This window comes from Streptacidiphilus sp. MAP5-3 (assembly GCF_041262505.1).
GTDB lineage: Bacteria > Actinomycetota > Actinomycetes > Streptomycetales > Streptomycetaceae > Streptacidiphilus.
Map to the genome: position 1 here is coordinate 39,391 of NZ_JBGCCL010000017.1, position 20,431 is coordinate 59,821.

22 protein-coding genes are annotated in these 20,431 nt (G+C 72.0%); 4 read left to right on the plus strand and 18 right to left on the minus strand.

What is annotated here, in order from left to right:
• Positions 1-166 precede the first annotated feature (166 nt).
• The 9 genes from ABH928_RS23655 to ABH928_RS23695 form a co-directional block, all read right to left on the minus strand.
• On the minus strand, positions 167-709 hold the full coding sequence (locus ABH928_RS23655; RefSeq protein ID WP_370069722.1) for a hydrogenase maturation protease: 543 nt from the start codon (positions 707-709) through the stop codon (positions 167-169).
• Positions 706-2,196, minus strand: a complete 1,491-nt coding sequence (locus ABH928_RS23660; protein WP_370069724.1) for a hypothetical protein — start codon at positions 2,194-2,196, stop codon at positions 706-708. Before ABH928_RS23660 ends, ABH928_RS23655 begins: the two co-directional genes overlap by 4 nt.
• On the minus strand, positions 2,193-2,924 hold the full coding sequence (locus tag ABH928_RS23665) for a DUF6084 family protein (RefSeq protein ID WP_370069726.1): 732 nt from the start codon (positions 2,922-2,924) through the stop codon (positions 2,193-2,195). The genes ABH928_RS23660 and ABH928_RS23665 overlap by 4 nt, the downstream gene beginning before the upstream one ends.
• Positions 2,921-3,592, minus strand: a complete 672-nt coding sequence (locus ABH928_RS23670; protein WP_370069728.1) for a DUF5947 family protein — start codon at positions 3,590-3,592, stop codon at positions 2,921-2,923. Before ABH928_RS23670 ends, ABH928_RS23665 begins: the two co-directional genes overlap by 4 nt.
• Positions 3,589-4,149 carry a hypothetical protein gene (locus ABH928_RS23675; protein WP_370069730.1) on the minus strand — a complete coding sequence of 187 codons (561 nt, stop codon included), beginning with the start codon at positions 4,147-4,149 and terminating at the stop codon, positions 3,589-3,591. Before ABH928_RS23675 ends, ABH928_RS23670 begins: the two co-directional genes overlap by 4 nt.
• Positions 4,146-5,915: a nickel-dependent hydrogenase large subunit gene (locus ABH928_RS23680; RefSeq protein WP_370069732.1), complete on the minus strand. Its 1,770-nt coding sequence runs from the start codon at positions 5,913-5,915 to the stop codon at positions 4,146-4,148. Before ABH928_RS23680 ends, ABH928_RS23675 begins: the two co-directional genes overlap by 4 nt.
• Positions 5,916-5,994: 79 nt before the next feature.
• Positions 5,995-7,059: a hydrogenase expression protein HypE gene (locus tag ABH928_RS23685; protein WP_370069910.1), complete on the minus strand. Its 1,065-nt coding sequence runs from the start codon at positions 7,057-7,059 to the stop codon at positions 5,995-5,997.
• A 138-nt stretch (positions 7,060-7,197) separates the two neighbouring features.
• Positions 7,198-9,039: a hydrogenase maturation protein gene (locus tag ABH928_RS23690; RefSeq protein ID WP_370069734.1), complete on the minus strand. Its 1,842-nt coding sequence runs from the start codon at positions 9,037-9,039 to the stop codon at positions 7,198-7,200.
• Positions 9,040-9,207: 168 nt separating this feature from the next.
• A complete protein-coding gene (locus tag ABH928_RS23695; RefSeq protein WP_370069736.1) occupies positions 9,208-9,747 on the minus strand; it encodes an SRPBCC domain-containing protein in 540 nt (179 codons plus the stop codon).
• Between the two features lie 104 nt (positions 9,748-9,851).
• On the opposite strand from ABH928_RS23695, the gene ABH928_RS23700 reads away from it, so the two are divergent.
• On the plus strand, positions 9,852-10,439 hold the full coding sequence (locus ABH928_RS23700; protein WP_370069738.1) for a hypothetical protein: 588 nt from the start codon (positions 9,852-9,854) through the stop codon (positions 10,437-10,439).
• Here the strand turns inward: ABH928_RS23700 and ABH928_RS23705 are convergent.
• The 4 genes from ABH928_RS23705 to ABH928_RS23720 all read right to left on the minus strand — a co-directional run bounded on the left by ABH928_RS23705 (position 10,328) and on the right by ABH928_RS23720 (position 12,256).
• On the minus strand, positions 10,328-10,669 hold the full coding sequence (locus ABH928_RS23705) for a DUF1801 domain-containing protein (RefSeq protein WP_370069912.1): 342 nt from the start codon (positions 10,667-10,669) through the stop codon (positions 10,328-10,330). The two genes, ABH928_RS23700 and ABH928_RS23705, sit on opposite strands and share 112 nt — an antisense overlap.
• 24 nt (positions 10,670-10,693) lie before the next feature.
• Positions 10,694-10,903, minus strand: coding sequence for a hypothetical protein (locus ABH928_RS23710; protein ID WP_370069740.1), 210 nt, complete (start codon positions 10,901-10,903; stop codon positions 10,694-10,696).
• A gap of 44 nt (positions 10,904-10,947) precedes the next feature.
• The gene (locus ABH928_RS23715; protein WP_370069742.1) at positions 10,948-11,565 is read right to left on the minus strand and encodes a DUF998 domain-containing protein; all 618 of its coding nucleotides are present in this window, start codon (positions 11,563-11,565) and stop codon (positions 10,948-10,950) included.
• Between the two features lie 130 nt (positions 11,566-11,695).
• Complete coding sequence (locus ABH928_RS23720; RefSeq protein WP_370069744.1) at positions 11,696-12,256, minus strand: hypothetical protein; 561 nt, start codon at positions 12,254-12,256, stop codon at positions 11,696-11,698.
• A 141-nt stretch (positions 12,257-12,397) separates the two neighbouring features.
• Here ABH928_RS23720 and ABH928_RS23725 point away from each other — a divergent pair, with 141 nt between their 5' ends.
• Entirely contained in the window at positions 12,398-13,360 is a 963-nt protein-coding gene (locus ABH928_RS23725; RefSeq protein ID WP_370069746.1) for an ArsR/SmtB family transcription factor, read from the plus strand.
• Between the two features lie 20 nt (positions 13,361-13,380).
• Here ABH928_RS23725 and ABH928_RS23730 read toward each other — a convergent pair whose 3' ends face one another.
• Complete coding sequence (locus tag ABH928_RS23730; protein WP_370069748.1) at positions 13,381-14,145, minus strand: trans-aconitate 2-methyltransferase; 765 nt, start codon at positions 14,143-14,145, stop codon at positions 13,381-13,383.
• A gap of 98 nt (positions 14,146-14,243) precedes the next feature.
• On the opposite strand from ABH928_RS23730, the gene ABH928_RS23735 reads away from it, so the two are divergent.
• Positions 14,244-15,083 (plus strand): TIGR03560 family F420-dependent LLM class oxidoreductase, encoded by an 840-nt coding sequence (locus ABH928_RS23735; RefSeq protein WP_370069750.1) that lies wholly within the window; start codon positions 14,244-14,246, stop codon positions 15,081-15,083.
• A 19-nt stretch (positions 15,084-15,102) separates the two neighbouring features.
• Here the strand turns inward: ABH928_RS23735 and ABH928_RS23740 are convergent, their stop codons facing one another.
• From ABH928_RS23740 to ABH928_RS23755, 4 genes are all read right to left on the minus strand, one after another.
• On the minus strand, positions 15,103-15,882 hold the full coding sequence (locus tag ABH928_RS23740) for a DUF1684 domain-containing protein (RefSeq protein WP_370069752.1): 780 nt from the start codon (positions 15,880-15,882) through the stop codon (positions 15,103-15,105).
• A gap of 256 nt (positions 15,883-16,138) precedes the next feature.
• Positions 16,139-16,912, minus strand: a complete 774-nt coding sequence (locus ABH928_RS23745; protein WP_370069754.1) for a TVP38/TMEM64 family protein — start codon at positions 16,910-16,912, stop codon at positions 16,139-16,141.
• Positions 16,900-17,562 carry a thiaminase II gene (gene tenA / locus ABH928_RS23750; protein ID WP_370069756.1) on the minus strand — a complete coding sequence of 221 codons (663 nt, stop codon included), beginning with the start codon at positions 17,560-17,562 and terminating at the stop codon, positions 16,900-16,902. The genes ABH928_RS23745 and tenA overlap by 13 nt, the downstream gene beginning before the upstream one ends.
• Before the next feature lie 77 nt (positions 17,563-17,639).
• On the minus strand, positions 17,640-18,431 hold the full coding sequence (locus ABH928_RS23755) for a DUF4389 domain-containing protein (RefSeq protein WP_370069758.1): 792 nt from the start codon (positions 18,429-18,431) through the stop codon (positions 17,640-17,642).
• Positions 18,432-18,955: 524 nt separating this feature from the next.
• On the opposite strand from ABH928_RS23755, the gene ABH928_RS23760 reads away from it, so the two are divergent.
• Positions 18,956-20,308, plus strand: coding sequence for a hypothetical protein (locus ABH928_RS23760; RefSeq protein ID WP_370069760.1), 1,353 nt, complete (start codon positions 18,956-18,958; stop codon positions 20,306-20,308).
• Positions 20,309-20,431: the final 123 nt, after the last annotated feature.

Here is a 20,431-nt window from a genome sequence, read left to right on the forward strand (position 1 = left end):
ACCGTTCGGTCGCAGCTCACATGCTGCGGATCCGCAGATAGCGCTTGATGTCGGGCAGGTTGACGACGACCGCACCGGCCGCGGCGACCAGCACCGCTCCGAAGAGAAGCTTGAACATGGGCGAACCTCCTTCTTCTGTCTGTCGGTACACGAATATGACGAGTGGTCAGTCAGTTTCGGGCAGTTGGACGGTCGCGATCGGGAGCTGGTCGAGGACCACGGCCACGGCCCGCTCCAGGGACGCGGCCACGGCGTCGCTGAGCCCGATGCCCTCGGCGACGCTCGCCGGTTCGCATCCGACCACCACGACCCGCTGCGGCCTGCTGCCACCGGTCCCGGCGCTGAGGTGGTCGAGCAGGGCGAGCACGGCGTCCGGCGACATCCGGTGCCCGTCCAGCACCGGCCCCTCCGCCCCCGCGTCGGCCCGGGCGCTGCCGACGCGGGCGTCCTCGACCAGGTACACCGTGCCGGGGTCGCCGCCCCGGGCCATCGCGTCCAGCAGCACCACCGTGTGGTAGCCGTCCAGGAGTTGGTAGGCGAGATGGACGCCACGGACGCCGATGTCCACGGCTTCGACACCCTCCGGCAGCGGCTGCTCGGCCAGGCGACGGACCGCCTCGATGCCGAAGCCGTCGTCGCCGAGGAAGATGTTGCCGATCCCTGCGATCAGCGTGCGCGGCGGCTCCGGAGCCGGGTAGGAGTCGGTCACGACGCCTCCACCGGGGTGAGCTCGTCGGGCTGGAAGTAGCGGAAGCGGCCCTGCTCGCGCTGGATGTCCGCGCCGGGGTCGCCCTCGACCGTGACCGCGACGTGCACACCGCCGTCCACGTCGTGCAGCACCGCCTCGACCAGCGCGGTCCGGCCGTGCAGGAAGATGTCCTGTGCGTCCGTCCGCCTCCGTCCGGGACGCAGCACCACGCGACTGCCGGCCCGCACCGGGATGCCGTCGACCAGCACCTGGTCCCGGCCGGGATCGACACTGGCATCCGCCGCCGGGTCCCACCAGGGGGTCTCCGTGCGGAACGGGTCGAACTCCTGGTAGACGAGGTCGGCGTCCGGCGGCGCGTCGAACGGCGCGGCAACGCCAACCGTCGGAGCGGACGAAGCGGACGGAGCGGACGAAGCTGGGGTGCCGCCGACCTCGCGCAGCGAGCGGATCGCACCGTGGAGGCGATCGAGGATCTCCGGTGGCATGTTGTCGGCCAGCTCGATCACGGCGGCGGCACGCGCGTCCGTACCGCGTGCCTCGCGCTTCTCCTGGTCGGTCAGCGTGGCGGTGCGCAGGGCGAGGATCTCGTCGATCTCGGTGGCGTCGTACAGCGTGCCGAGGCTCTCGGGAGCGATGCGCGGATGGTCCTCCAGGATGATCGGCGAGGAGAGCAGCACGTCGGCCGCCCCGTCGACGCCCGCCAGGACCGGCCAGGTGTGCTCGTTGCGGCACTCCGCCACGGCCGACTTGGCCCACTCGGGCGGATCGGTCATGGAGACGAACGAGCCCGCCGTCAGACCGAGCAGCAGATGTGCGGAGACCAGGGCATGCGCCAACGCCGCCTCCCGGTCGGCCTCCTCGCCGGGGAGCGGACTCCACCCGCCGCCGTTCTCCACCACCGCCGTCAGCCGCAACACCGGGTAGGGGCCCGGGAGTTCGGTGGCGACGAGTCGCAGCACGCCGTCGACCCGCTCGCGGCGGCGCACCAGCCTGCCGATCCGCGCACCCGCCGCGTCGCGGAGCTCCTCGGTCTCCTCGGCCGCGGGCCGGGAGAACGGCAACTCCACGCCACCGTCGACGAGTTCGGTGACGTCGACGTCGAGGCGGAGCTCCTCCTCCACGCCCTCGTCCCAGGGCACCAGCACCCGATCCGGGAGCTCCAGGGCCGCGACCGGCCGGTGGCTGCCGTCGGGCGCGACCTCGTGGACGGTTCGGCGCTGGGTGCGCAGGAAGCGCAGCAGCACGTGCAGCCGGCCGCCCTCGCGCGGCTCCAGCAGGCACTCGGTCCGCTGGTGCGCGTGCTCGCCGCTGTCCCGACCCCAGGACGGCGGTACCAGCACGCCGAACTGCCAGCGCATCCGGTTCTTGGCCGAGGAGGCGCGGTACGGGTAGAGGACGTAGCCCTCGTAGAGGACGGCGTCGGCGACCTGGCGGGCCGTCGCGAGGAGCTCGTCGACGGGTGCCGTCCTGGCCGGGCCGGCGGTCATCGCAGGCTCCCCTCGGCGGTGTGGATGGTGGGGACGGAAGGAAAGGCGGTCACGGCACGGGCCGCAGCTGCGGCGAGAGCCGGTCCGCCCTCCGCGTCCTCATCCGCCTCACCCAGCAGCCGCTCCACGGTGGCCTCCCAGGACGGCAGCGCGTGCCGGGAGCGGTAGGCCTGGAGGGCGGCCATGGTGTCCCGTGGCAACCGGAGCCAGCCGCAGCCGGGGAAGTGTGCGTCGATCGCCTCGCGCCAGACGGCGACCGGCATCCGGCAGACCGCCTCCTTGTCCCATGGCACCGGCTCGACCTGGAACCCGCCGGAGCCGCGGAAAGCCGTGCCGGAGAAGAGCAGCAGCAACGGCACCTCGCCCTCGGCCAGCGCGTCGGGGTAGCGGGTCGCGGCGATGTCCAGGTCGTAGCTGACCGGCACCGGCAGCTCCACCTCGGTGCTGCCGGTGAACCCCGGGACCACCACGCCGACCTGGGCGAACTGGAGCGGATGCAGCGTGCTGCCCCAGCGCGAGCGCTCGCCGAAGAGGTCGCCGAGGCGCTCCGCCTCGGGCTCGGAGTAGTGACGGCGGGCCGGCTCGATCCGGAACTGGCAGCGAAGGGCGAGCGCATGGACCCGCTGCGGCTCGCCCTGGGCGGTGATCCTGACCCGGAACAGCAGGGTCGGCCCGGCCGCATACGGCTCGGCCCGGACCTCGGTGCAGGCGAAGTCGAGCCCGCTCATGGGCGTCCCTTCGATGGCTGTTGCGCACGGTGCGCCCGGCGGGTGACGTGGTCGAAGAACAGCTCCAGTTCGGCGTGCGCCTCCGCGCCGCCGTCGAAGCCCTGCCAGCGTCGCCGCATCCGGCCGACCAGCTCGTAGGCGGCGTCGACCGGGACCAGGAAGCACGCGCTGCGGTGCTGGTGGTGACGGAGCAGCAACGCCTCGACGTCCGGGGCCAGTTCGTCGGCGAGCGGAGTCGCCGCCCGGATCGCCTCCCAGGCCTGCGGCTCCAGCTCGCTCTCGGTGGCCCCGGCCGGGCTCGGATAGAAGGCGGTCACCTGGCCGCTCGCACCGTCGCGCAGGAAGAAGACCATGCCGACGGGGATCTGCAGACCCGCCCAACTCCCGTCGTCCAGCGCGGCGTCGGGGTCGGACAGGTAGCGGTCGGGGACGGTGCGGAACCGGCCCGCGCCCGTGGCTGTCTCCGCGCCCGGCCGATCGAAGAGCATGGCGCAGGCGGTGCAGGCGCAGGCCAGCACCCGGCGTTCGGTGTCGACGAGGTGCCGGTGGCCCGGGCCGACCTCCGCCGCGCACAGCTCGCAGCGTTCGACGGCGGGCGGGCGGGGGCCGGTGAAGCGCCGCAGGCCCGTCCGGAGACGGGCCGCAGGCGTGGACGGGAGCGCCGTCATCGTGCCTCCACCGGCGCGGCGGCACCGGGCCGCAGGCCGATCTGCAGCAACGGCGGCTCACGACGGGCTGGTTCGGCAGCCAGCAGGTCGACCTGCGTCACCTCGGGCGCGAACCCGGCCAGCGCCGCCCGCACCCGGACGCGTACGGTATCGGCGCTGTTGCCACAGCCGCAACCACCGCCACCACTGTCGGTCGAGGATTGACGGATCGTCAGCGCACCCGTCTCCACGTCGAGCGAGACGAGCTCCCACTCCCCCGCGTCCGCCGCGCGCAGGGCGCGGCGGACGCGGGCGGGGACGTCGTCCGGATGCAGGTCGTGCAGGACCAGCAGTCCGGCGGTGACCTCGTCGTCGAGCAGTGCGTCCAGGGGGCTGCCGCTGCGCCCGGACAGCAGCTCCACCGCCCGGGCCAGGCCCGCTCCGTAGAAGTCCATCAGCGCGCGGACCAACTCCTCGGCGGTGGCCGCCGCGGCCGGGTCGCTGCTGGACGCAAGGCGGTCCAGCAACTCCTCGACCCGCGCCGCGGTCGCGTCGGACGGGTGCTGATCCCCCGTCATCCGGCCATTCCGCTCAGGCCGGTGGGGACGTGCATCTTCTGGACGGTCTTGCCGCCGCCGACGTACATGTGCACGCCGCAGGGCAGACACGGGTCGAAGCTGCGGACGGCCCGCATGATGTCGATGCCCTTGAAGTTGTCCGGCGGGTTCTCCTCGAAGATCGGGGTGTTCTGCACCGCGTCCTCGTAGGGGCCGGGGGTGCCGTAGGAGTCGCGCACGCTGGCGTTCCACGGTGTCGGCGGGTAGGGGTGGTAGTTGGCGATCTTGCCGTCGCGGACCACCATGTGGTGCGAGAGCACGCCGCGCACGGCCTCGGTGAAGCCGCAGCTGATCGCCTCGTCCGGGACCTCGAACTTCTCCCAGGTCTGGGTGCGCCCGGCGCGGACCTCGGCCAGCGCCATGTCGATGCTGTGCAGCGCGACGCCGGCGGCGTAGGCCTGGAAGTAGGTGCGGGCCCGGTTGCGCTCCAGCGCGTTGCTCCACTGCGGGATCTTCCACTCGAAGGTGGTCTCCGGCTTGGTGAGCGACTTGGGCAGGTTGATGACGACGCTGTGGCCGGTGGCCTTGACGTAGCCGATGTCGACCAGCCCGGAGAGCGCGGTGGACCACAGCCGCGCGATCGGGCCGCCGCCGGTGTCCAGGGCGAGGTAGTCCTGACCGTCGAACCAGCGCGGCGACATGACCCAGCTGTACTTGTCGTCGAAGTCGCGCTTCTGCGGGGCCGGGATGGTGTGCTGGTTCCACGGGTGGCGGGCGTCGACCGGGTTGCCCAGCGGGTCGTGGGTGACGAACTTCTCCTGCCCCTCCCAGTCCTGGTAGTAGGAGCTGCCCAGCAGGATGCGGATGCCCAGGTTGATCCGGGTCAGGTCGTTGGTGACCAGCTTGCCGTCCACGACCACGCCCGGGGTGACGAACATCCGCCGGCCCCAGTCGGTCATGTTGCGGTAGGTGAAGTCGCAGAACTCCGGGTCGTTGAGGGCACCCCAGCAGCCGAGCAGGACTCGGCGACGGCCGACCTCCTCGTAGCCGGGGAGGGCCTCGTAGAAGAAGTCGAAGAGGTCGTCGTGGAGCGGGACCACCTTCTTCATGAACTCGACGTAGCGCATCAGCCGGCTGAGGTAGTCGGTGAGCAGCTGCACCGAGGCAACCGTGCCGGTGCCGCCCGGGTAGAGGGTGGAGGGGTGCACGTGGCGGCCCTCCATCAGACAGAACATCTCCCGGGTGTAGCGGCTGACCTGCAGCGCCTCCCGGTAGAACTCGCCCTCCAGCGGGTTGAGCGAGCGCATGATGTCGGCGATGGTCCGGTAGCCGTGGTCGCCGGCGTGCGGGGCCTCGGTGCGCTCGGCGAGTTCGAGCACGCCCGGGTTGGTCTCCTTGACCATCTTCTCGCAGTAGTCGACCCCGACCAGGTTCTCCTGGAAGATGTTGTGGTCGAACATGTACTCGGCGGACTCGCCGAGGTTGATCAGCCACTCGCCCAGATGCGGCGGCTTCACCCCGTACGCCATGTTCTGCGCGTACACCGAGCACGTCGCGTGGTTGTCACCGCAGATGCCGCAGATGCGGCTGGTGATGAAGTGCGCGTCGCGCGGATCCTTGCCGCGCATGAAGACGCTGTAGCCGCGGAAGACGGACGAGGTGCTGTAGCACTCGGCGACCCGCTTCTGCTTGAAGTCGATCTTCGTGTGGATGCCGAGGCTGCCTACGATCCGTGTGATCGGATCCCAGGACATCTCCAACAGTCCGGTGCCGTCTCCCGCTGCCATCGTCGTGTGCCGTGCCCTTCTGCTTGCGCTGTTCGTCCGGAGCTCTGACCGACGGCTCCGACCGATCTCTGACTGATCGTCACCAGGGCTTGCGATAACCCGTGGTGAGCTCGCGGCCGGTGTGGCGCCACTTCGGCTCCTGGTCCACCGTGTGCGCCGTGATCGCGCGCAGCCTGCGGATGGCCGCGCCGTAGATCTCGCTGGCCGTGCTGGACACCTTGCCGCCGGGCGGCTCGTCCATGAACGGCATGAACTTGTCCGGGAAGCCGGGCATGGTGCAGGCGATGCAGATGCCGCCCACGTTCGGGCAGCCGCCGATGCCGTTGATCCAACCGCGCTTCGGGACGTTGCACTTGACGACCGGACCCCAGCAGCCGAGCTTCACCAGGCACTTGGGCGAGTCGTAAGTGGTCGCGAACTCGCCCTGCTCGTAGTAGCCGGCGCGGTCGCAGCCCTCGTGGACGGTCGCGCCGAACAGCCAGGTCGGCCGCAGCTTGTCGTCCAGCGGGATCATCGGCGCGGACCCGGCCGCCTGGTAGAGCAGGTACGTCAGCGTCTCCGCGAAGTTGTCCGGTTGGATCGGGCAGCCGGGCACGCAGACGATCGGGATCCCGGCCTTGGACTTCCAGTTCCAGCCGAGGTAGTCCGGCACGCCCATCGCGCCGGTCGGGTTGCCCGCCATGGCGTGGATGCCGCCGTAGGTCGCGCAGGTACCGATGGCCACGACCGCCAGCGCCTTGGGGGCCAGTCGGTCCAACCACTCGCTGGTGGTGATGGGCTGACCGGTCACGGGGTCGTCGCCGAAGCCGCACCAGTAACCCTCGGGCTTGATCGACTCGTTGGGGATGGACCCCTCGATCACCAGTACGAACGGCTCGAGTTCGCCGCGATCGGCCTTGAAGAACCACTCGATGAACGCGTCCGCGCCCTGGACCGGACCGCACTCGAAGTCGATCAACGGCCAGTGCACGGCGATCCTCGGTAGACCGGGGAGCGCGCGCATGGCGATCTCCTCGATGCTCGGCTGAGTGGCGGCCGTCAGCGCCACCGAGTCGCCGTCACAGCTCAGCCCGGCGTTGATCCAGAGAACATGGATCGGCGCCTCGTCGTCCTCGGCGCTCAGAGCGGTGGCCCCTGCGGTCATGGTGGAAGACTTCGCATCCGACATGGATGCCTCCTGGGGGAAGGAATCAACGGACCCGGACGTCAATGGATCCAGACAACGGCGTCCTGGTTACTGGATACCGCGCGCCACGCCGCAGTCGCCCCCCAAGCGCGGCTGTCAGAGTGACGTGTGCACAGCCGACCGGGCGACCGACCGGCCTTGAGGCCGCGCCTGAGGCGTCCGGGGAAGCGGTGGCCGCAGGTGCTCCGGCGTGGCGAGGACGGCGTGCTTGTGCACGAAGGCCCGGCGGAGCGCGTGGTAGGGCTGCTCGGGGTCGAAGAAGATGGTGTGCATGCGCTCCAGCTCCGCGTCGCGGAAGAGGCACAGCGGACGCTCTGCCTCCTGACGCTCCCTCGCGGCCTTCTTCCGGGCGATCCGGGCGGGCGTGCCGGGCATCCCGGCCAGGTGCTCCGCCAGATGGGCGGCGTGCGCGCCGAACTCCTCGGGCGGGCAGGCGATCACCCGCTCCACCAGGCCCATCGTGGCCGCGCGCTCCGCACTGACCGGCAGTGCCTGGGTGACCAGCGCGTGCGCGGCCTGCGGGCCGACGCGTCGGGGCAGCGACAGGGTCCAGAACTCCGAGCCGGTCAGGCCCATCAGCCGGTAGTGCGGGTTGAGCACGACGCCGTCGCGGCACCAGACCTCGTCGGCCGCCAGTGCCAGCATCGCCCCGCCCGCTGCGGCGTTGCCGCCGAGCGCGGCGACGACGAGCCGGTCGGTGGTGGTGAGCACGGCCTCCACCAGGTCGTCGATGGCGTTGATGTTGGCCCAGGACTCCAACCCGGGGTCGGCCGCAGCCTCGATGACGTTGAGGTGGATGCCGTTGCTGAAGAAGTCCCGCTGCCCGCCCAGCAGCAGCACGGAGGTGGGCCGGCTGCAGGCCTCGCGGTAGGCGGCGAGGAGACGTCGGCACTGGCTCGTCCCCATCGCGCCGCCCGCGAAGGAGAACGACAGCGTGCCGACCTCGCCGTGCTCGCGGTAGCGGATGTCCGTCCAGGTCCGGCGACCGGCGGGGAGCTCCAGCTCCACCGGCTCCTCGGGCAGTCGCGGCAGCTGCGGGCCGAGCGCGAGTGTCGCGGGCAGCGCGAAGGTGCTCTGCGCGCCCGGAGTCCGACGCGGGCGCAGCTGCGGGATCCACACCGCGCCGTCCACGGTGGCGCGGCAGACGGCGCCGTGGCGGGTCGCCAGCAGCTCCCCCGGACGGCCGCGCAGCCGGTCCTCCTCGTGCCCGCCGTGCAGGAACCACTCCCCGTCCAGCAGCTCGTCCAGCACGCCCGGCTGCGAGTCCGCCGCACGGAGCTTGCGCAGCACGTCGGCCGTGGAGTCGGCGGACCAGTCGATGCGCCGCTCGGGCTGGCGCAGGAAAGGCCTGGTGACGACCCGTTGGCGGATCTCGGGGAGTTCCTGCGACAGCGGCTCGTAGGTACCGGGCTCGTGGGCACTGGGCTCATGGGCACTGGGCTCATGGGTGCCAAGCTCGTAGGCGCCAGTACCTGGCTCGTGCGCGCCGGAGGTGAAGCGTTCGACAGCGAGGAGGACCGCCTCCAGCGCGGCGTCCGCGATCTCGTTGCGGTAGAGGTCGCTCTTACCGCGCGGCGGAAGCGGGCAGTCGACGGTGGCCCAGACCGGGCCCGCGTCCATCTCCGCCTCGGCCTGAAGGACCGTCACACCCCAGGTGTCGCAACCGTCCTGGACGGCGCGGTCGAGCGAGGAGGGTCCGCGGTCACCGAGCGGCCCCGGATGGACGATCAGACAGGCGACGGTCGTCCACACCTCGTCGGGCAGGGCCGTCTTCAACATCGGTGCGATGATCAGCTCCGGCGACCGTTGCCGTACCGCCGCGACCAGCGCAGATCCGCTCGCGAGTTCCACCCCGACCGTGTGTCCCCGGTCGCGCAGCGCGGCGAAGACGCGCTGCGTCAGGCTGTTGAAGGCGGACGCAACGAGCAGAATCTCCATCACAACCTCCCGGCCCCCGCGGCGGAAGCGCGGGACTCGGCCACCACCGAGCCTCCTGCGCACCCGGAGCCCCGTGAAGACGCCGCACCGCAGGGTCACCCGATTCGCCCCACCGGCGCAATCGAAAAGTCAGAACTGCCGGCGAACGCCGATGCACCGGTCCGACACTCAGTCACGACCCGGGATCGGGGCACCGGAAGGGAACCCGGCGGTGAGGTAGGCGGCGTAGCGGTCCTCCCAGGCGGCGGAGGGACCGGCGTGGGGCCCTGCGTGCTCGCCGCCGCCGAGGTGGGCGGTGAGGGCCGCGAGACAGAGCTCCCAACCGGCGGCGTTGCGGGCGGCGGCGGCGCGGACATCGAGGACGTCGGTGAGCGCGAAGCGCGTGCCGCCGCCCGGGAGCGGCGCGAGATCGAAGTGCAACTCGTCGGCGCCCCAGGTGAAATGGAGCCGACGGGGCCGCTCGGCGACGAGGATCCGGCCGGTGGTGACGAGGTCCGGTGCGGACGGATCGCCTCCGAAGGTGATCTCGGCGTCCGGGACGAGGTCGAGGGTGACCTTGGGCGCCGGGAACCACTGGGCCAGCTCGGTCGGATCGGTGACCGCCGCCCAGACGGCGGCGACCGGGCGGGCGTAGACACGTTCGAAGCGGACGGCCGAGCGGCCCCGGTCCAGTTCGAGAAAGCGGCCCGCGTCATCGGTGGTGGTCATGACCGTTGGTTCCCTTCGTTCGTGTCGTTCGTTCCGAGAGCGACCACCCCAGTAGGTCACACGAGGGAGCGTCGCGCATCGGCCGGCTCCATCTCGCCCTCAATGTGGACATCGGTGGCGGTATCTCGAACGCCTGGTCCAAGTTCGCAGCCTTTGTCCCCAAGTTCATCGCCTTCCTGGCGATCCTGATCGTCGGCTGGATCGTGGCACGCTTCATCGCCAAGGTCCTCGACCGGTTGCTGCGGCGGGTCGGCTCGGAGCGGGTCGCCGAGCGGGCGGGTATCGGACGTCCGCTTCAGGGCTCCTCGTACGCCATGACCGGCATCCTCGCCAAGATCGTGTACTACGCGATCATGCTGATGGCCCTACAGCTCGCCTTCGGCGTCTTCGGACACAACCCGATCAGCGTGATGATCAACGCGATCGTCTCCTGGCTGCCCAAGGGCATCGTCGCCGTGGTCATCGTGGTCATCGCCAACGCGGTCAGGGACATCGTCGGCAACGCCCTCGCCAACGCCTCCTACGGCAAGGTGTCGGCACAGTCATCCGCGCTCAGTCACCCACGCTCAGCCGCCCCCGGTCAGTCGCCCAGCGCGGCGGCCAGGAACGTGCGCAGTTCGTCGTCGGACATCCCTGCCGCGTCCTCAGGGCGCAGGCGGAGCGTCGCCTTGCCGTGGAGCAGCTCCGGGTGACCTTCGACGAAACCGGTCTGCTGCGCGCGGCGCCAGCCGTAGAGCGAGACGCCGTGCTGCCACACCCCGACGTGGATCCGGCGCTTGCCGACCTGGTAGGTCGGCATGTCGTAGGAGAGGACGACGTCGGCGTCGGGGCAGGCGGTGAGGATCAGCCCGTGGATCCGGTCGAAGAGCGGGCGTTGCTCCGCCGGGATCGCGTCGATGTAGTCGCTGACCGCCTTGTCCATCGCCACGGACACGTCCTCAGGGCTTCAGGACCAGGTCTCGCGACCGCCGCCGATCCAGGTGACGGTCTTCGGGTCGTCGAGGTTCACGTCGTGGAATCCGCGGTCGCGGCAGAGGCGCAGCACGTCCTCCTGTCGGAAGGCCGGGCCCGCGTCGTAGCCCTGGATCTCGACCCGGCGGAACGGACGCGTGCCGGGGACGACGGAGTGCACGGTGACCAGGGTGCTGGTGCTCATGTTTCCAGCGTGCCTCAGGCGGCCGCTGCAGGCATCCCGCGTCGTCACGCGCGGTCGGGGGCGACCGTTCTTCGATGGCGCACGCGTTCGAGTTCCAGGCAGGAGAAGACCACGACCAGCGGCCACAGCGCCTGCACGCCGGTCACCACCCGCTCGGCGACGCCCGCCGCGCCGTGCCCCCACAAGGCCAGCAGGAACCAGCCCGCCCCGAGCAGCGACACGAGCGTGACCGCCGCCGACAGCAGCGGACGCAGCCCCCAGGCCGGTGTGTGCGGCCGGTACGCGGCCAGCACCGGCCATACGGCGAGGAACGAGTACCCCACCACCGTGGCGGCGCTGTGTCGCAGCGACCCGCCGCTGCTCGGGACCGGCGAGAACGCGACCACGATCGACGCCACTCCCCCGGCCGCCAGCGCGACCCGCCCGGCAACCCCCGCGACGCGCAGCCCGATCGCCGTGACCAGATGGCATGCGCCCAGCCCGCCGATGGCCCCGGCCATCAGCCAGGAGTCCGCCGCGCCTCCGCCTGCCAGCGCACTGATCGTGTCGGTCACCGGGTCGTATCCCGGCCCCTGGAACGAGGCCGCGACCAACCACCCGCCGACGAGCAACAGAGGCGCGATCCCCGCCGACACCAGCGCCCACCAGGGAACAGGTCGCATCAGTCCACGGTAGGTCGCACCCGTCCGACGCGCGCTCCGAGACGGACGCGGGCACGGGCACGGGCACGGGCACGCAGGCGGGTGTGGAGGCGCACGCGGAGGCACACGCGGACGGGTGGTGGCGCCGGGCTCAGGATCGGCCGAGCTCCTGGCACAGGTCCTCGGTGGACCCGTCGTGCCGGGTGACGTACGGGTAGTGGTCGGCCGTGATCTGCACGGTCAGGCTGCCGTCGAGGATCGAGTAGCCCTGAGCCGCGTAGGGGTTGCCCGCCCGGATGCCCAGGCCGAGGTGGCCGGAGACCACCCAGGTCTGGCTGCCGTCGGCGTGGTGGTAGAGCCACGCCGTTCCCGTCAGGTTCTCGTCCGTCCAGGCCCCGGTGGCGTCGTCGGTGTAGCGGAACACGAGCTGACCGGTGATCTCCTGCTCCGTGGGCTCCCCCGAGCTGTCCACGGCCAAGGTCCGGATCTTCTCCTGGTCCGCCACCGAGTGGCCGCTGAGCGGGAACGAGCAGACCTCGCCCGCCGCGTCGGTGAACGGCCCGCTGCGGTAGCTCTGCCACGGACCGGGCGGGTCCGCCGCCGCTGTCCCGGGCAGGGCGAACGCGAGGCCGACGCCCGCGCTCAGCAGCAGGCCGACGGCGGTGCGGGTTCTTCGGGCAGGTCTGTGCTCTCGTCTCTGCTCTCGGTACACATGGCCTCCGTCAGGGCAGTTGCGGAAGGTGCGCACCAAGCCTGCTCCGCAGGTGAATTGACGTGCGATCATTTCGGGCCCGGCCGAAGCGTGGCAGGCTGGGAGCGACCGGACGGACGCGATCGGGGGCGGGGGCGGGTCATGCTGCGCGTGCGGTTCACGCCGGAGGACCTGCTCAGGGTGCGCCTCGCCGCCGCGCCCGCGCCGCTGGTCGAGGCGGGGCTGGCGCTGACGCTGCTGCGCGCGGGCAGTCCCGATCCGGTGCTGGCCCGGTGGCGACGCGCTGCGCTGCCCACGCTCACTCCGCCGGTGCAGTCCCTGCTGCAGCTGCTGCGGCCGGACACCGGGCTCGGACCGGTCTTCATCGACCCACCGTTGACCGACGCCGCCGAGGCGGTCGCCCTCGTCGCTGCGACGCCGCGCGAGGAGGCAGCACGCGAACTGCGCCGGGTCCTGGGCGACCAACCGGTCGTCCCGGCACGGGCGGTGGCGCTCTCGCGCGGTGAGCCGCGTGCCTGGCGGGAGTTGGAGACCGCACTGACCGCCGCGCACCGCGACTTCCTGCGGCCGTGGTGGCCGCAGCTGCAGGCAGGGTTCGCCGCGGACGTGACCTGGCGCAGCCAGGTACTGGCGACCGACGGGCTGCGGGCGCTGCTCTCCGGGCTTGCCCCGGGGTCGAGTTGGTCGGGCAGCGTGCTGCGGCTGCCCAGCACCCGCGAGCGCGAGGTCCGGCTCACCGGGGCGGGAGTGACCCTGCTGCCGTCACTGCTCTGGCGCGGCGCGCCGCTGTCGGCCTGGGCGCCGGACGGCTCCTTGCTGCTCGTCTACCCCGCGTTGCGGGCGCTGTCACTGGTTCCGCCGCCGGACGGGTCCACGGACCCGCTGGCGGCGCTGCTCGGTCCGACGCGGGCGCAGGTACTGCAGTTGCTGGCGCGGCCCCAGACCACCGGCGGGCTGGCCGAGCAGCTCGGGATCAGCCCGGCCAGCGCCTCCGGCCATGCCAAGACGCTGCGGGCGGCCGGGCTGGTGACCACCTCCCGGGACGGCAAGTTCGTGCGGCACGCCTGCACCCCGCTGGGTGCGCGGCTGCTGGGGCGCGGGTGAAGGGCCGGTGTCCGAAGGGGTCAGTTGCGGCGGGCGAGGGTGACGATCTCCCTGCTGCGATCGTCCAACGGGCCACCGGCCCAGTCGCCGTGGCGCACGGTGACGGTGAAGCCCGCTTCGGTGAGGAGGGCGTCAAGGGCGTCGACCGCCAGGAAGCGCAGGGCGGCCCGGCTGACCCGGAGTACCGTGCCGTCGAGGGCGGACGTGGTCTCGGTCAAGGTGACGACGCCGTCGGTCACCGACTCCACTGCGTTCGAGACGAGCAGCGTCCGCCCGGCGCCGTCGAGAACGGTCGAGGGGCTCTCCGAGGTCCACCCGTCCCACGCGCGGGCCTGCGGATGGCGCGTCTCGAAGGCGAATACTCCGTCGTCGCGGAGGGACGCCCGGATCGCGGCGAGCGAGGTGCGCACCTCCTCGTCGGTGACCAGGCACTGGAACGCGTGGCTGACCATGGTCGCCAGGGCGAACTCCTGCCGCCAGCGGGCGTCCGCCGCACGGCCCTCGACCCACTCGACGTCGTCCCGGCGGCGGGCCCGCGCGAGTGAGGGGACGTGCGGGTCCAGGCCGACGAGGCGCCCACGGTGACCCTGCGCGCGGGCATGATGCAGCATCAGGCCCGTTCCGCAGCCGACGTCGAGGACGGAGTCGGCCGCCATGACCAGGTCGTGGTAGAAGGCGTCGCCGCTCGGACGGACCTCCGGCTCCCAGGGGTTGAGCAGGTCGTAGAGGGCGGCGTCGTCCGCGTCGGAGTAACCGACCTCGATGTGCCCGGCTTCGGAGTCCATCCCGGCAGTGTCGCGCCGCCGAGTCGCGTCCGGCAAAGGGGTTTTCCGACGGCGGCTCCGGCCTGTCCGGGGCGACCGGGTGCCGGTACGGTCGCCGCATGCGCTTCGCCTTCAAGACCTCGCCGCAGGGCACCTCGTGGGACGACCTGCTCGCCGTCTGGCGGGAGGCCGACACGATCCCGCTGTACGAGTCCGGGTGGACCTCGGACCACTTCCACCCGACGCACAGCGCGGACCCGACCGTCCCCCGGTTCGAGGGGTGGATCGCCCTGGCCGCGCTGGCGCAGGCGACGACGCGGCTGCGGTTCGGCACGCTGGTCACCGGCGTCCACTACCGGCATCCGGCGGTGCTGGCCAACATGGCCGCCACGCTCGACGTCATCTCCGGTGGGAGGCTGGAGATCGGCATAGGCGCCGGCTGGAGCGCGGAGGAGTCGACCGCGTACGGGATCGAGCTGGGGACTCCGCGCGAGCGCAGCGACCGGCTCGAAGAGGCCTGTGCGGTGTTGGTCGGCCTGCTCTCGCCGCAACCGACGCTGACCTTCACCGGCCGTCACTACCGGCTGGCCGACGCCCGGTGCGAGCCCAAGCCGGTGCAGCGACCCCATCCGCCGCTCTGCATCGGCGGCAGCGGAGCGGCTCGGACCCTCCGCACCGCGGCCCGCTTCGCGCAGCACTGGAACTTCGACACCGGTCCGCTCGCCGACTTCCGCAAGGCCCGCGACATCCTGCACGGGCACTGCGCGGATCTCGGCCGGGATCCGGCCGAGATCCGCGTATCGGCCCAACTCCGTTACGCCGGGGACCCGTCGGCGACGGCGGCCGAGGCGGCGGCCTTCGCGGAGGCGGGCGCGGACCTCGGCATCGTCTACCTGCCGACGCCCTACACGCCGTCCGTGCTGGAGCCGCTCGCCTCGGCGCTGGAGCAGGTGCGCTGAGCGGCGCACCCTCGGCTGTTCAGTGTCGGAGCACGCGGCTCTCGCCCGCCGTGACGGCCACCGCGAGCCGGTTGCCGGGCGGCGGGAAGGGACAGAGGAAGTGGTCCGAGAAGGCACAGGGCGGGAGGTAGGCCCGGTTGAGATCGAGGACCGTGCTGCCGTCCTCCGCCGGGGCTGGGAGGTCGACGAAGCGGAAGCGGTGGGACTGCTCGTCCGCGTCGGCGAAGACCGCGTGCAGCGCGCCGGTGTCCGCCCGGCCGACAGCGAGGCGGAGCGCGCTGCCGCCCAGCTCGAAGGCGACCTCCCCGGCCAGGGCCAGTCCGCGCGGGCGGCCGTCGGCGTGGTCGACCTGCACCACCTGAGTGTCCGGATAGGGCGTGAACCGCGCCGGGAGCACCCAGGCCGCGTCGTAGGGGTGCGCGGCGATCCCGGCGAACGCCGCACGCGCCGGAGCGGCCGGGTCGTAGACGCGGACCGCGTACTCACCCTCGCGCAGGATCAGCAGCAACCGCCGTCCGCCGTAGGTGATCCGGGAGGGCTTCGCGGCCGTGTCCGGGCAGAGCCGGACGGTGCAGTCGAGCGGTTCGTCGTCAACCGCGAGACCGTCGTGGCGGGCGGCGGTGAGGGTGACGCAGCCGCCCTCGGCGTCGAGCTCCCAGCGGCCGGGCACGCCGGGGACGCCCGGGGCGAGGTCGCGCAGCCAGTGCGTGCCGGTGAGCGCGAGCGGGCCGTGCGGCGCGCGGGCGGTGATGACGCGCTGGTCGATCCAGTGCTTCCAGTCGTCCAGGGCCGTGGACATGGGACTCCTCAAGTCGTTCGAAGATTTCGACGAGGTCGTCTGCTTCGGTGATTCTGCTCGGGTTGCGTGCGCACACTTCCGCAAGGCCGGCGACATGGGGCGGCGCGGGAGGGCAGCCTGGGGCGGCGGAGGCGGGGATCAGAGGTCAGGGCCGACACGCCGCGGACCACACTCGACCGAAGTCGATGTGGCCCCGGATCACCAAGCGCTGTCCGGTCCTCATATCGGACAGTTGACCAGCGGTCCTATGCCTTCGTCAACCACCGTCCACGCCCCGGCGGAGCCGCGGGCCGCCGCGCAGCACGACACGCAGTACGACGCGCGGGCGGGAGCCGCGGCGCAGACGCGGCAGCAGCGTTGCGCCGCCGAGCGCGGGCAGGGCCGCCAGCGAGAGCCAGGTGCCGAGCGGGCCGGGCGCCGAGGCGGTCGCACCGGCCAGGACCAGCACGGCCGTTCCCGGCAGCACGCCCACGGCCGTCGCGGCGGCGAACGGGCGCGTAGGCGTTCCACCCAGCGCCGTCGCGCAGTTGACGACGGCGAAGGGCAGCACCGGGATCAGACGCATCGTCAGCACGGACCGGAACCCGTGGCCGGTCAACTCCCGGTCCAGCGCCTGCCAGGCGCGGGCGCGCAGCCACGGACGGAGCGCCTCCCGGCCGACCCGCCGGGCGAGCGCGAAGGACGCCAGCGCGCCGAGCGTGGTCGCGACGACGGCCAGCCCGAGCCCCTCGGTCAGCCCGAACCAGGCCCCGGCCGCCAGGTTGAGCAGCGGCTTCGGCACGAACGCGACCGTCGCGGCGGCGTAGAGCACCACGAACACCGCCGCTGCCACCGGTGCGGGCAACCCACCGAACGGATCCGCTCCGGAGAGCAGGCGCTGCCCGCCGAGCAGCGCGACGGTGACGGCGACGGCCGCCAGCGCCCCGACGAGCGCCAGGGGCCCGGCCGTCCGGCGCAGCCAGGACACTGGGGCGGGCGCTGCCGTCGACGGGACGACGGCCGGCGCGTCCTGCCCGGTCAGACCGGCCAACGCTCCCCGATCCAGGCCGCGTTCCAGAACATCCACTCGTAGCGCGACGCGACGGTGAAGCGCTCGCGCATCCGCTCCCGCTCCGCCGCGGAGACCTGCTCGGCAAGCTCGTCGGTGAGGGCGACCACCCGGCGGACGATCTCCTGGAACGACTCGTCGCCGTAGACGGCGATCCAGCGGGCGTAGAGCGGGTCCGGGGACGACTTGGCGAGCAACTGCTCACCGACCCGGGCGTAGATCCAGTAGCAGGGCAGCACCGCCGCCACGGCCTCGGCGTAGCTGCCCCCGTACGCGGCGGCCAGCAGGTAGCTGGTGTACGCGCGCGTGGTCGGCAGCACCTCCTGGCTCAGCGGCTCCTCGCCGAGCTCCGCGCCGAACCCGGCCAGCATCTCCTGCTCGGCCGCGATCGCACCGGCGGCGTCGCCCAGGAACGCCTGCACCGACTCGATCTCCGGGGCGCGGGCGCCGCAGAGGGCCAGCGCCCGCGCGTAGTCGCGCAGGTAGAGGGAGTCCTGCTCGACGAAGTGCCGGAAGGCCGTCCGCGGCAGGGTTCCGTCGGTGAGGCCGCGAAGGAACGAGTGCTCCAGGATCTCGGCGTAGATCGGCTCGATGTCCGACCACAGGTCGTCGGTGAAACGGCGCAGGCTCATGCCCATGACCTTGCCATACGGCGCCGGACGGCCGGGCAGGCGGTCGGTCCGCGGACGTCAGCGGACGTCAGCGGTCGTCAGCGTCCGACGGCGGAGCTGGGGAGGTCGCCGCTGTTCGTGCTGTTACTGGTGCCGTTCTCGTAGGAGGTCGAGACGCTGCCGAGCAGGCCCAGCAGCAGGAAGAGGACGACCAGCGCCTTTCCGCCCCCGGAGAGCAGCAGCGGCCGGGACGCCGAGCGGCGATCGGGCGTCGCCAGCGAGTCGTCGCCGAAGAGGCGCTTCGGATAGGCGGGCGTGAGCATCGACGCGTAGGCCTGGAACCGCAGCGAGAAGCGCACCGTCGCGGCGGTCGCCTCGAAGACCGGACGCGGCAGCCGACCGAGGACCAGGGCGATCAGCCAGAGGAAGAAGCCCACGGCGTACCAGCCCTGGGTCACCAGGCCTTGGACGATCGCGGCGGGGATCATCAGGATCAGCCGGAACAGCACGGCCAGTCGGTTGAGCGCGCCGGCCGGACGGAGCTCGACCTGGACGGGGTACTCGGGAGCGTCGAAGGCGAACGGCGGATACCGGTCGACCAGCAGCATCGCGTAGGACTGGACCCGCGTCTGGTAGACGAGCAGCGCGGCCAGATAGCGGTGGATCGGTTCGGGCAGCCGGCCAAGGACCAGCGCCGCGAACCAGCCGACCACGACGGCGAGGAAGCCGAGGATGCCGAGGATCGTGAGCACGATCCACTGCGGGATCAGCAGCAGCCAGCGCAGCAGCACGGTCCAGCGGCGTTGCGCGCCCGGCTCCGGCAGGTCCAGCTCCGGTACGGCCTCGGTGTTGGGCAACAGTGGCGGGGTCGACCACGTCTGATACGCCATCCCGGCCTCCTGGTGTCCCGTTGTCCTCTTGTACGTCCACGTTGTCCGTCCACGTGTCCGTCCACGTGTCCGTCCGCTTGTACGCGGCCTACGGCCCGAACCGTCCACGCGGCCAGGCCAGCTTCCCCGGCGCTTCGGCTGTGCGCGCGCCGGGTGGGCCATGTGGGCGGATGCCGTCCATGCCTCCCCAGGTGATCGGAAGAGGAACACACTCGATCATTTTCCGCACACTTCAAGCGATCTTGATCAGATTCCGCTTCTGACTCAGAGCGACACATCTGCCCAGGTCTGTCGACACGTTCTGATAAACCCTCACGTTCCACAAATCTAGTTGTCATGTGCAGCACGCGCATATGCCAGTGCGCCGGTCCATGCAACCGTGCGCCGACGCCAGCGCGCATCGGCGGGTGCCGCGCGGTCCATGACCTAAGCGGGGCGTCCGATTGCCGGACGCCGGACACCGGACAGCCGACCTGACGGCACCGAACGTCTGACGGCACCGAACGATGGAGGACCGCACGGCCATGGCGCGACGCGAACCCAACGTCCGTCTGCGAGCACTCGCCCAGGAGGCCGGCTGGACCGGCGCCGAACTGGCCCGGGCGGTGAACCGGGCCGGAGCGGAGAGCGGAGTGGAGCTGCGCTACGACCGCACCTCCGTCGCCCACTGGATGGCCGGGACCAGGCCCCCGACAGCCGTCGCGGCCCTCGTCGCCGAAGCGCTCGCCCGTGGCCTGCGCCGCCGCGTCACCCTCGCCGACACCGGCTTCGCGACGCCGGGGTCCCCCGCTCCGGGGGCGCCACCGGACCATGCCCGGGCCCCTGCAGATACGTTCAACCAGGCGGCGACGCTCACCGCGCTCGACCGGTCCCGCGCCCTGCCGTACCAGCGCGAGTTCGAGCCGGACCCGGTGCACACGAGGCCGTACAACCCAGCCGACGCCCCACCCACGCGTCGGGTCGAGGCCGCCCATGTCCGCTCGGCTCAGGCGATGTTGCGCTCCCTCGCCGCCGTCGACACCTCGTTCGGCGGCGGGCACTCCCGCAGCGCGCTGACCGGCTACCTGCGCTGCAGCGTGGCCGAGTGGCTGGAGAGCCCGGCCGCCCCCAGGGTGCGCCGCGACCTGCTGGTCGTCGCGTCCCAACTCGCCTCACTCGCCGGGTTCATGTGCTTCGACGTGGAGCACCAGGGCACCGCTCAGGCGTACTACCGCACCGCCGCACGACTCGCCGTCGAGGCGGACGACGCACCCGGACAGGCCGCCGCGTTACGGGCGTTGAGCATGCAGGCGCATCATCTCGGCCACCGGCCGCAGGCGTTGGAGCTGGCCGAGGCAGCAGCCGCGCACGCGCCGCGGCTGCCCGCCCTGCGCGCCGCCGCCGTGCTCGGCCAACTGGCTGTTGCCGCAGCCGGACGGGGTGACCAGCGACGCGCGCTGGACACCCTCGCCCACTCCTCCGAGCTCCTCTCCCGGGCCGGCAGCACCGAGAGCGGGGACGGAGGCGGCTACCACGAGGCGGCCCACGAGAGCCAGCAGGCCCAGGTCTTCGCCGCGTTGGGCGACGTACGGGCGGCGATCGGCGCGCTGCGACGTTCCTTGCAGCAGCGACCCCCGGGCGAGCGCCGCGCCCGCGCCGTGACCACCGACCGGCTGGGCACGCTGCTGCTGGAGGCAGGCAATCTGGAACAGGCCTGTGCCTCCTGGCACGACTTCCTCGACGACTACCCGCTGCTCCACTCCGGGCGCGCCGACCGTGCGTTGCGCTCGCTGCGCGGGCGCCTGCGGCCGTTCCGCACCAGCGTCGCCGGACGGACCGTGCTGGCGCGCAGCGAGCCGCTGATGTCGCGCTCGTCCCGCGCGGCCGTGGCGTACTGAGGCGCCCCGCCTTCCACGCCAACTCCCGTGCCGTACAGGGAATTCGAACCGCCACGCGTTCAACGCCCGCCAACTTTCAACATGCCCGGTCCCGTTCCACGCCCCACCGCATCGGCCGATCCC

Excerpts from the sequence above, each read along its gene's own strand:
- ABH928_RS23680 (WP_370069732.1), bottom strand. The coding sequence starts at position 5,915 with ATGGCAGCGGGAGACGGCACCGGACTGTTGGAGATGTCCTGGGATCCG.
- ABH928_RS23725 (WP_370069746.1), top strand. The coding sequence starts at position 12,398 with ATGCTGCGCGTGCGGTTCACGCCGGAGGACCTGCTCAGGGTGCGCCTC.
- ABH928_RS23685 (WP_370069910.1), bottom strand. The coding sequence starts at position 7,059 with ATGACCGCAGGGGCCACCGCTCTGAGCGCCGAGGACGACGAGGCGCCG.
- tenA (WP_370069756.1), bottom strand. The coding sequence starts at position 17,562 with ATGAGCCTGCGCCGTTTCACCGACGACCTGTGGTCGGACATCGAGCCG.
- ABH928_RS23760 (WP_370069760.1), top strand. The coding sequence starts at position 18,956 with ATGGCGCGACGCGAACCCAACGTCCGTCTGCGAGCACTCGCCCAGGAG.
- ABH928_RS23710 (WP_370069740.1), bottom strand. The coding sequence starts at position 10,903 with ATGAGCACCAGCACCCTGGTCACCGTGCACTCCGTCGTCCCCGGCACG.
- ABH928_RS23740 (WP_370069752.1), bottom strand. The coding sequence starts at position 15,882 with ATGTCCACGGCCCTGGACGACTGGAAGCACTGGATCGACCAGCGCGTC.
- ABH928_RS23660 (WP_370069724.1), bottom strand. The coding sequence starts at position 2,196 with ATGACCGCCGGCCCGGCCAGGACGGCACCCGTCGACGAGCTCCTCGCG.
- ABH928_RS23665 (WP_370069726.1), bottom strand. The coding sequence starts at position 2,924 with ATGAGCGGGCTCGACTTCGCCTGCACCGAGGTCCGGGCCGAGCCGTAT.
- ABH928_RS23695 (WP_370069736.1), bottom strand. The coding sequence starts at position 9,747 with ATGACCACCACCGATGACGCGGGCCGCTTTCTCGAACTGGACCGGGGC.
- ABH928_RS23690 (WP_370069734.1), bottom strand. The coding sequence starts at position 9,039 with ATGGAGATTCTGCTCGTTGCGTCCGCCTTCAACAGCCTGACGCAGCGC.
- ABH928_RS23735 (WP_370069750.1), top strand. The coding sequence starts at position 14,244 with ATGCGCTTCGCCTTCAAGACCTCGCCGCAGGGCACCTCGTGGGACGAC.
- ABH928_RS23730 (WP_370069748.1), bottom strand. The coding sequence starts at position 14,145 with ATGGACTCCGAAGCCGGGCACATCGAGGTCGGTTACTCCGACGCGGAC.
- ABH928_RS23755 (WP_370069758.1), bottom strand. The coding sequence starts at position 18,431 with ATGGCGTATCAGACGTGGTCGACCCCGCCACTGTTGCCCAACACCGAG.
- ABH928_RS23675 (WP_370069730.1), bottom strand. The coding sequence starts at position 4,149 with ATGACGGGGGATCAGCACCCGTCCGACGCGACCGCGGCGCGGGTCGAG.
- ABH928_RS23715 (WP_370069742.1), bottom strand. The coding sequence starts at position 11,565 with ATGCGACCTGTTCCCTGGTGGGCGCTGGTGTCGGCGGGGATCGCGCCT.
- ABH928_RS23670 (WP_370069728.1), bottom strand. The coding sequence starts at position 3,592 with ATGACGGCGCTCCCGTCCACGCCTGCGGCCCGTCTCCGGACGGGCCTG.
- ABH928_RS23705 (WP_370069912.1), bottom strand. The coding sequence starts at position 10,669 with ATGGACAAGGCGGTCAGCGACTACATCGACGCGATCCCGGCGGAGCAA.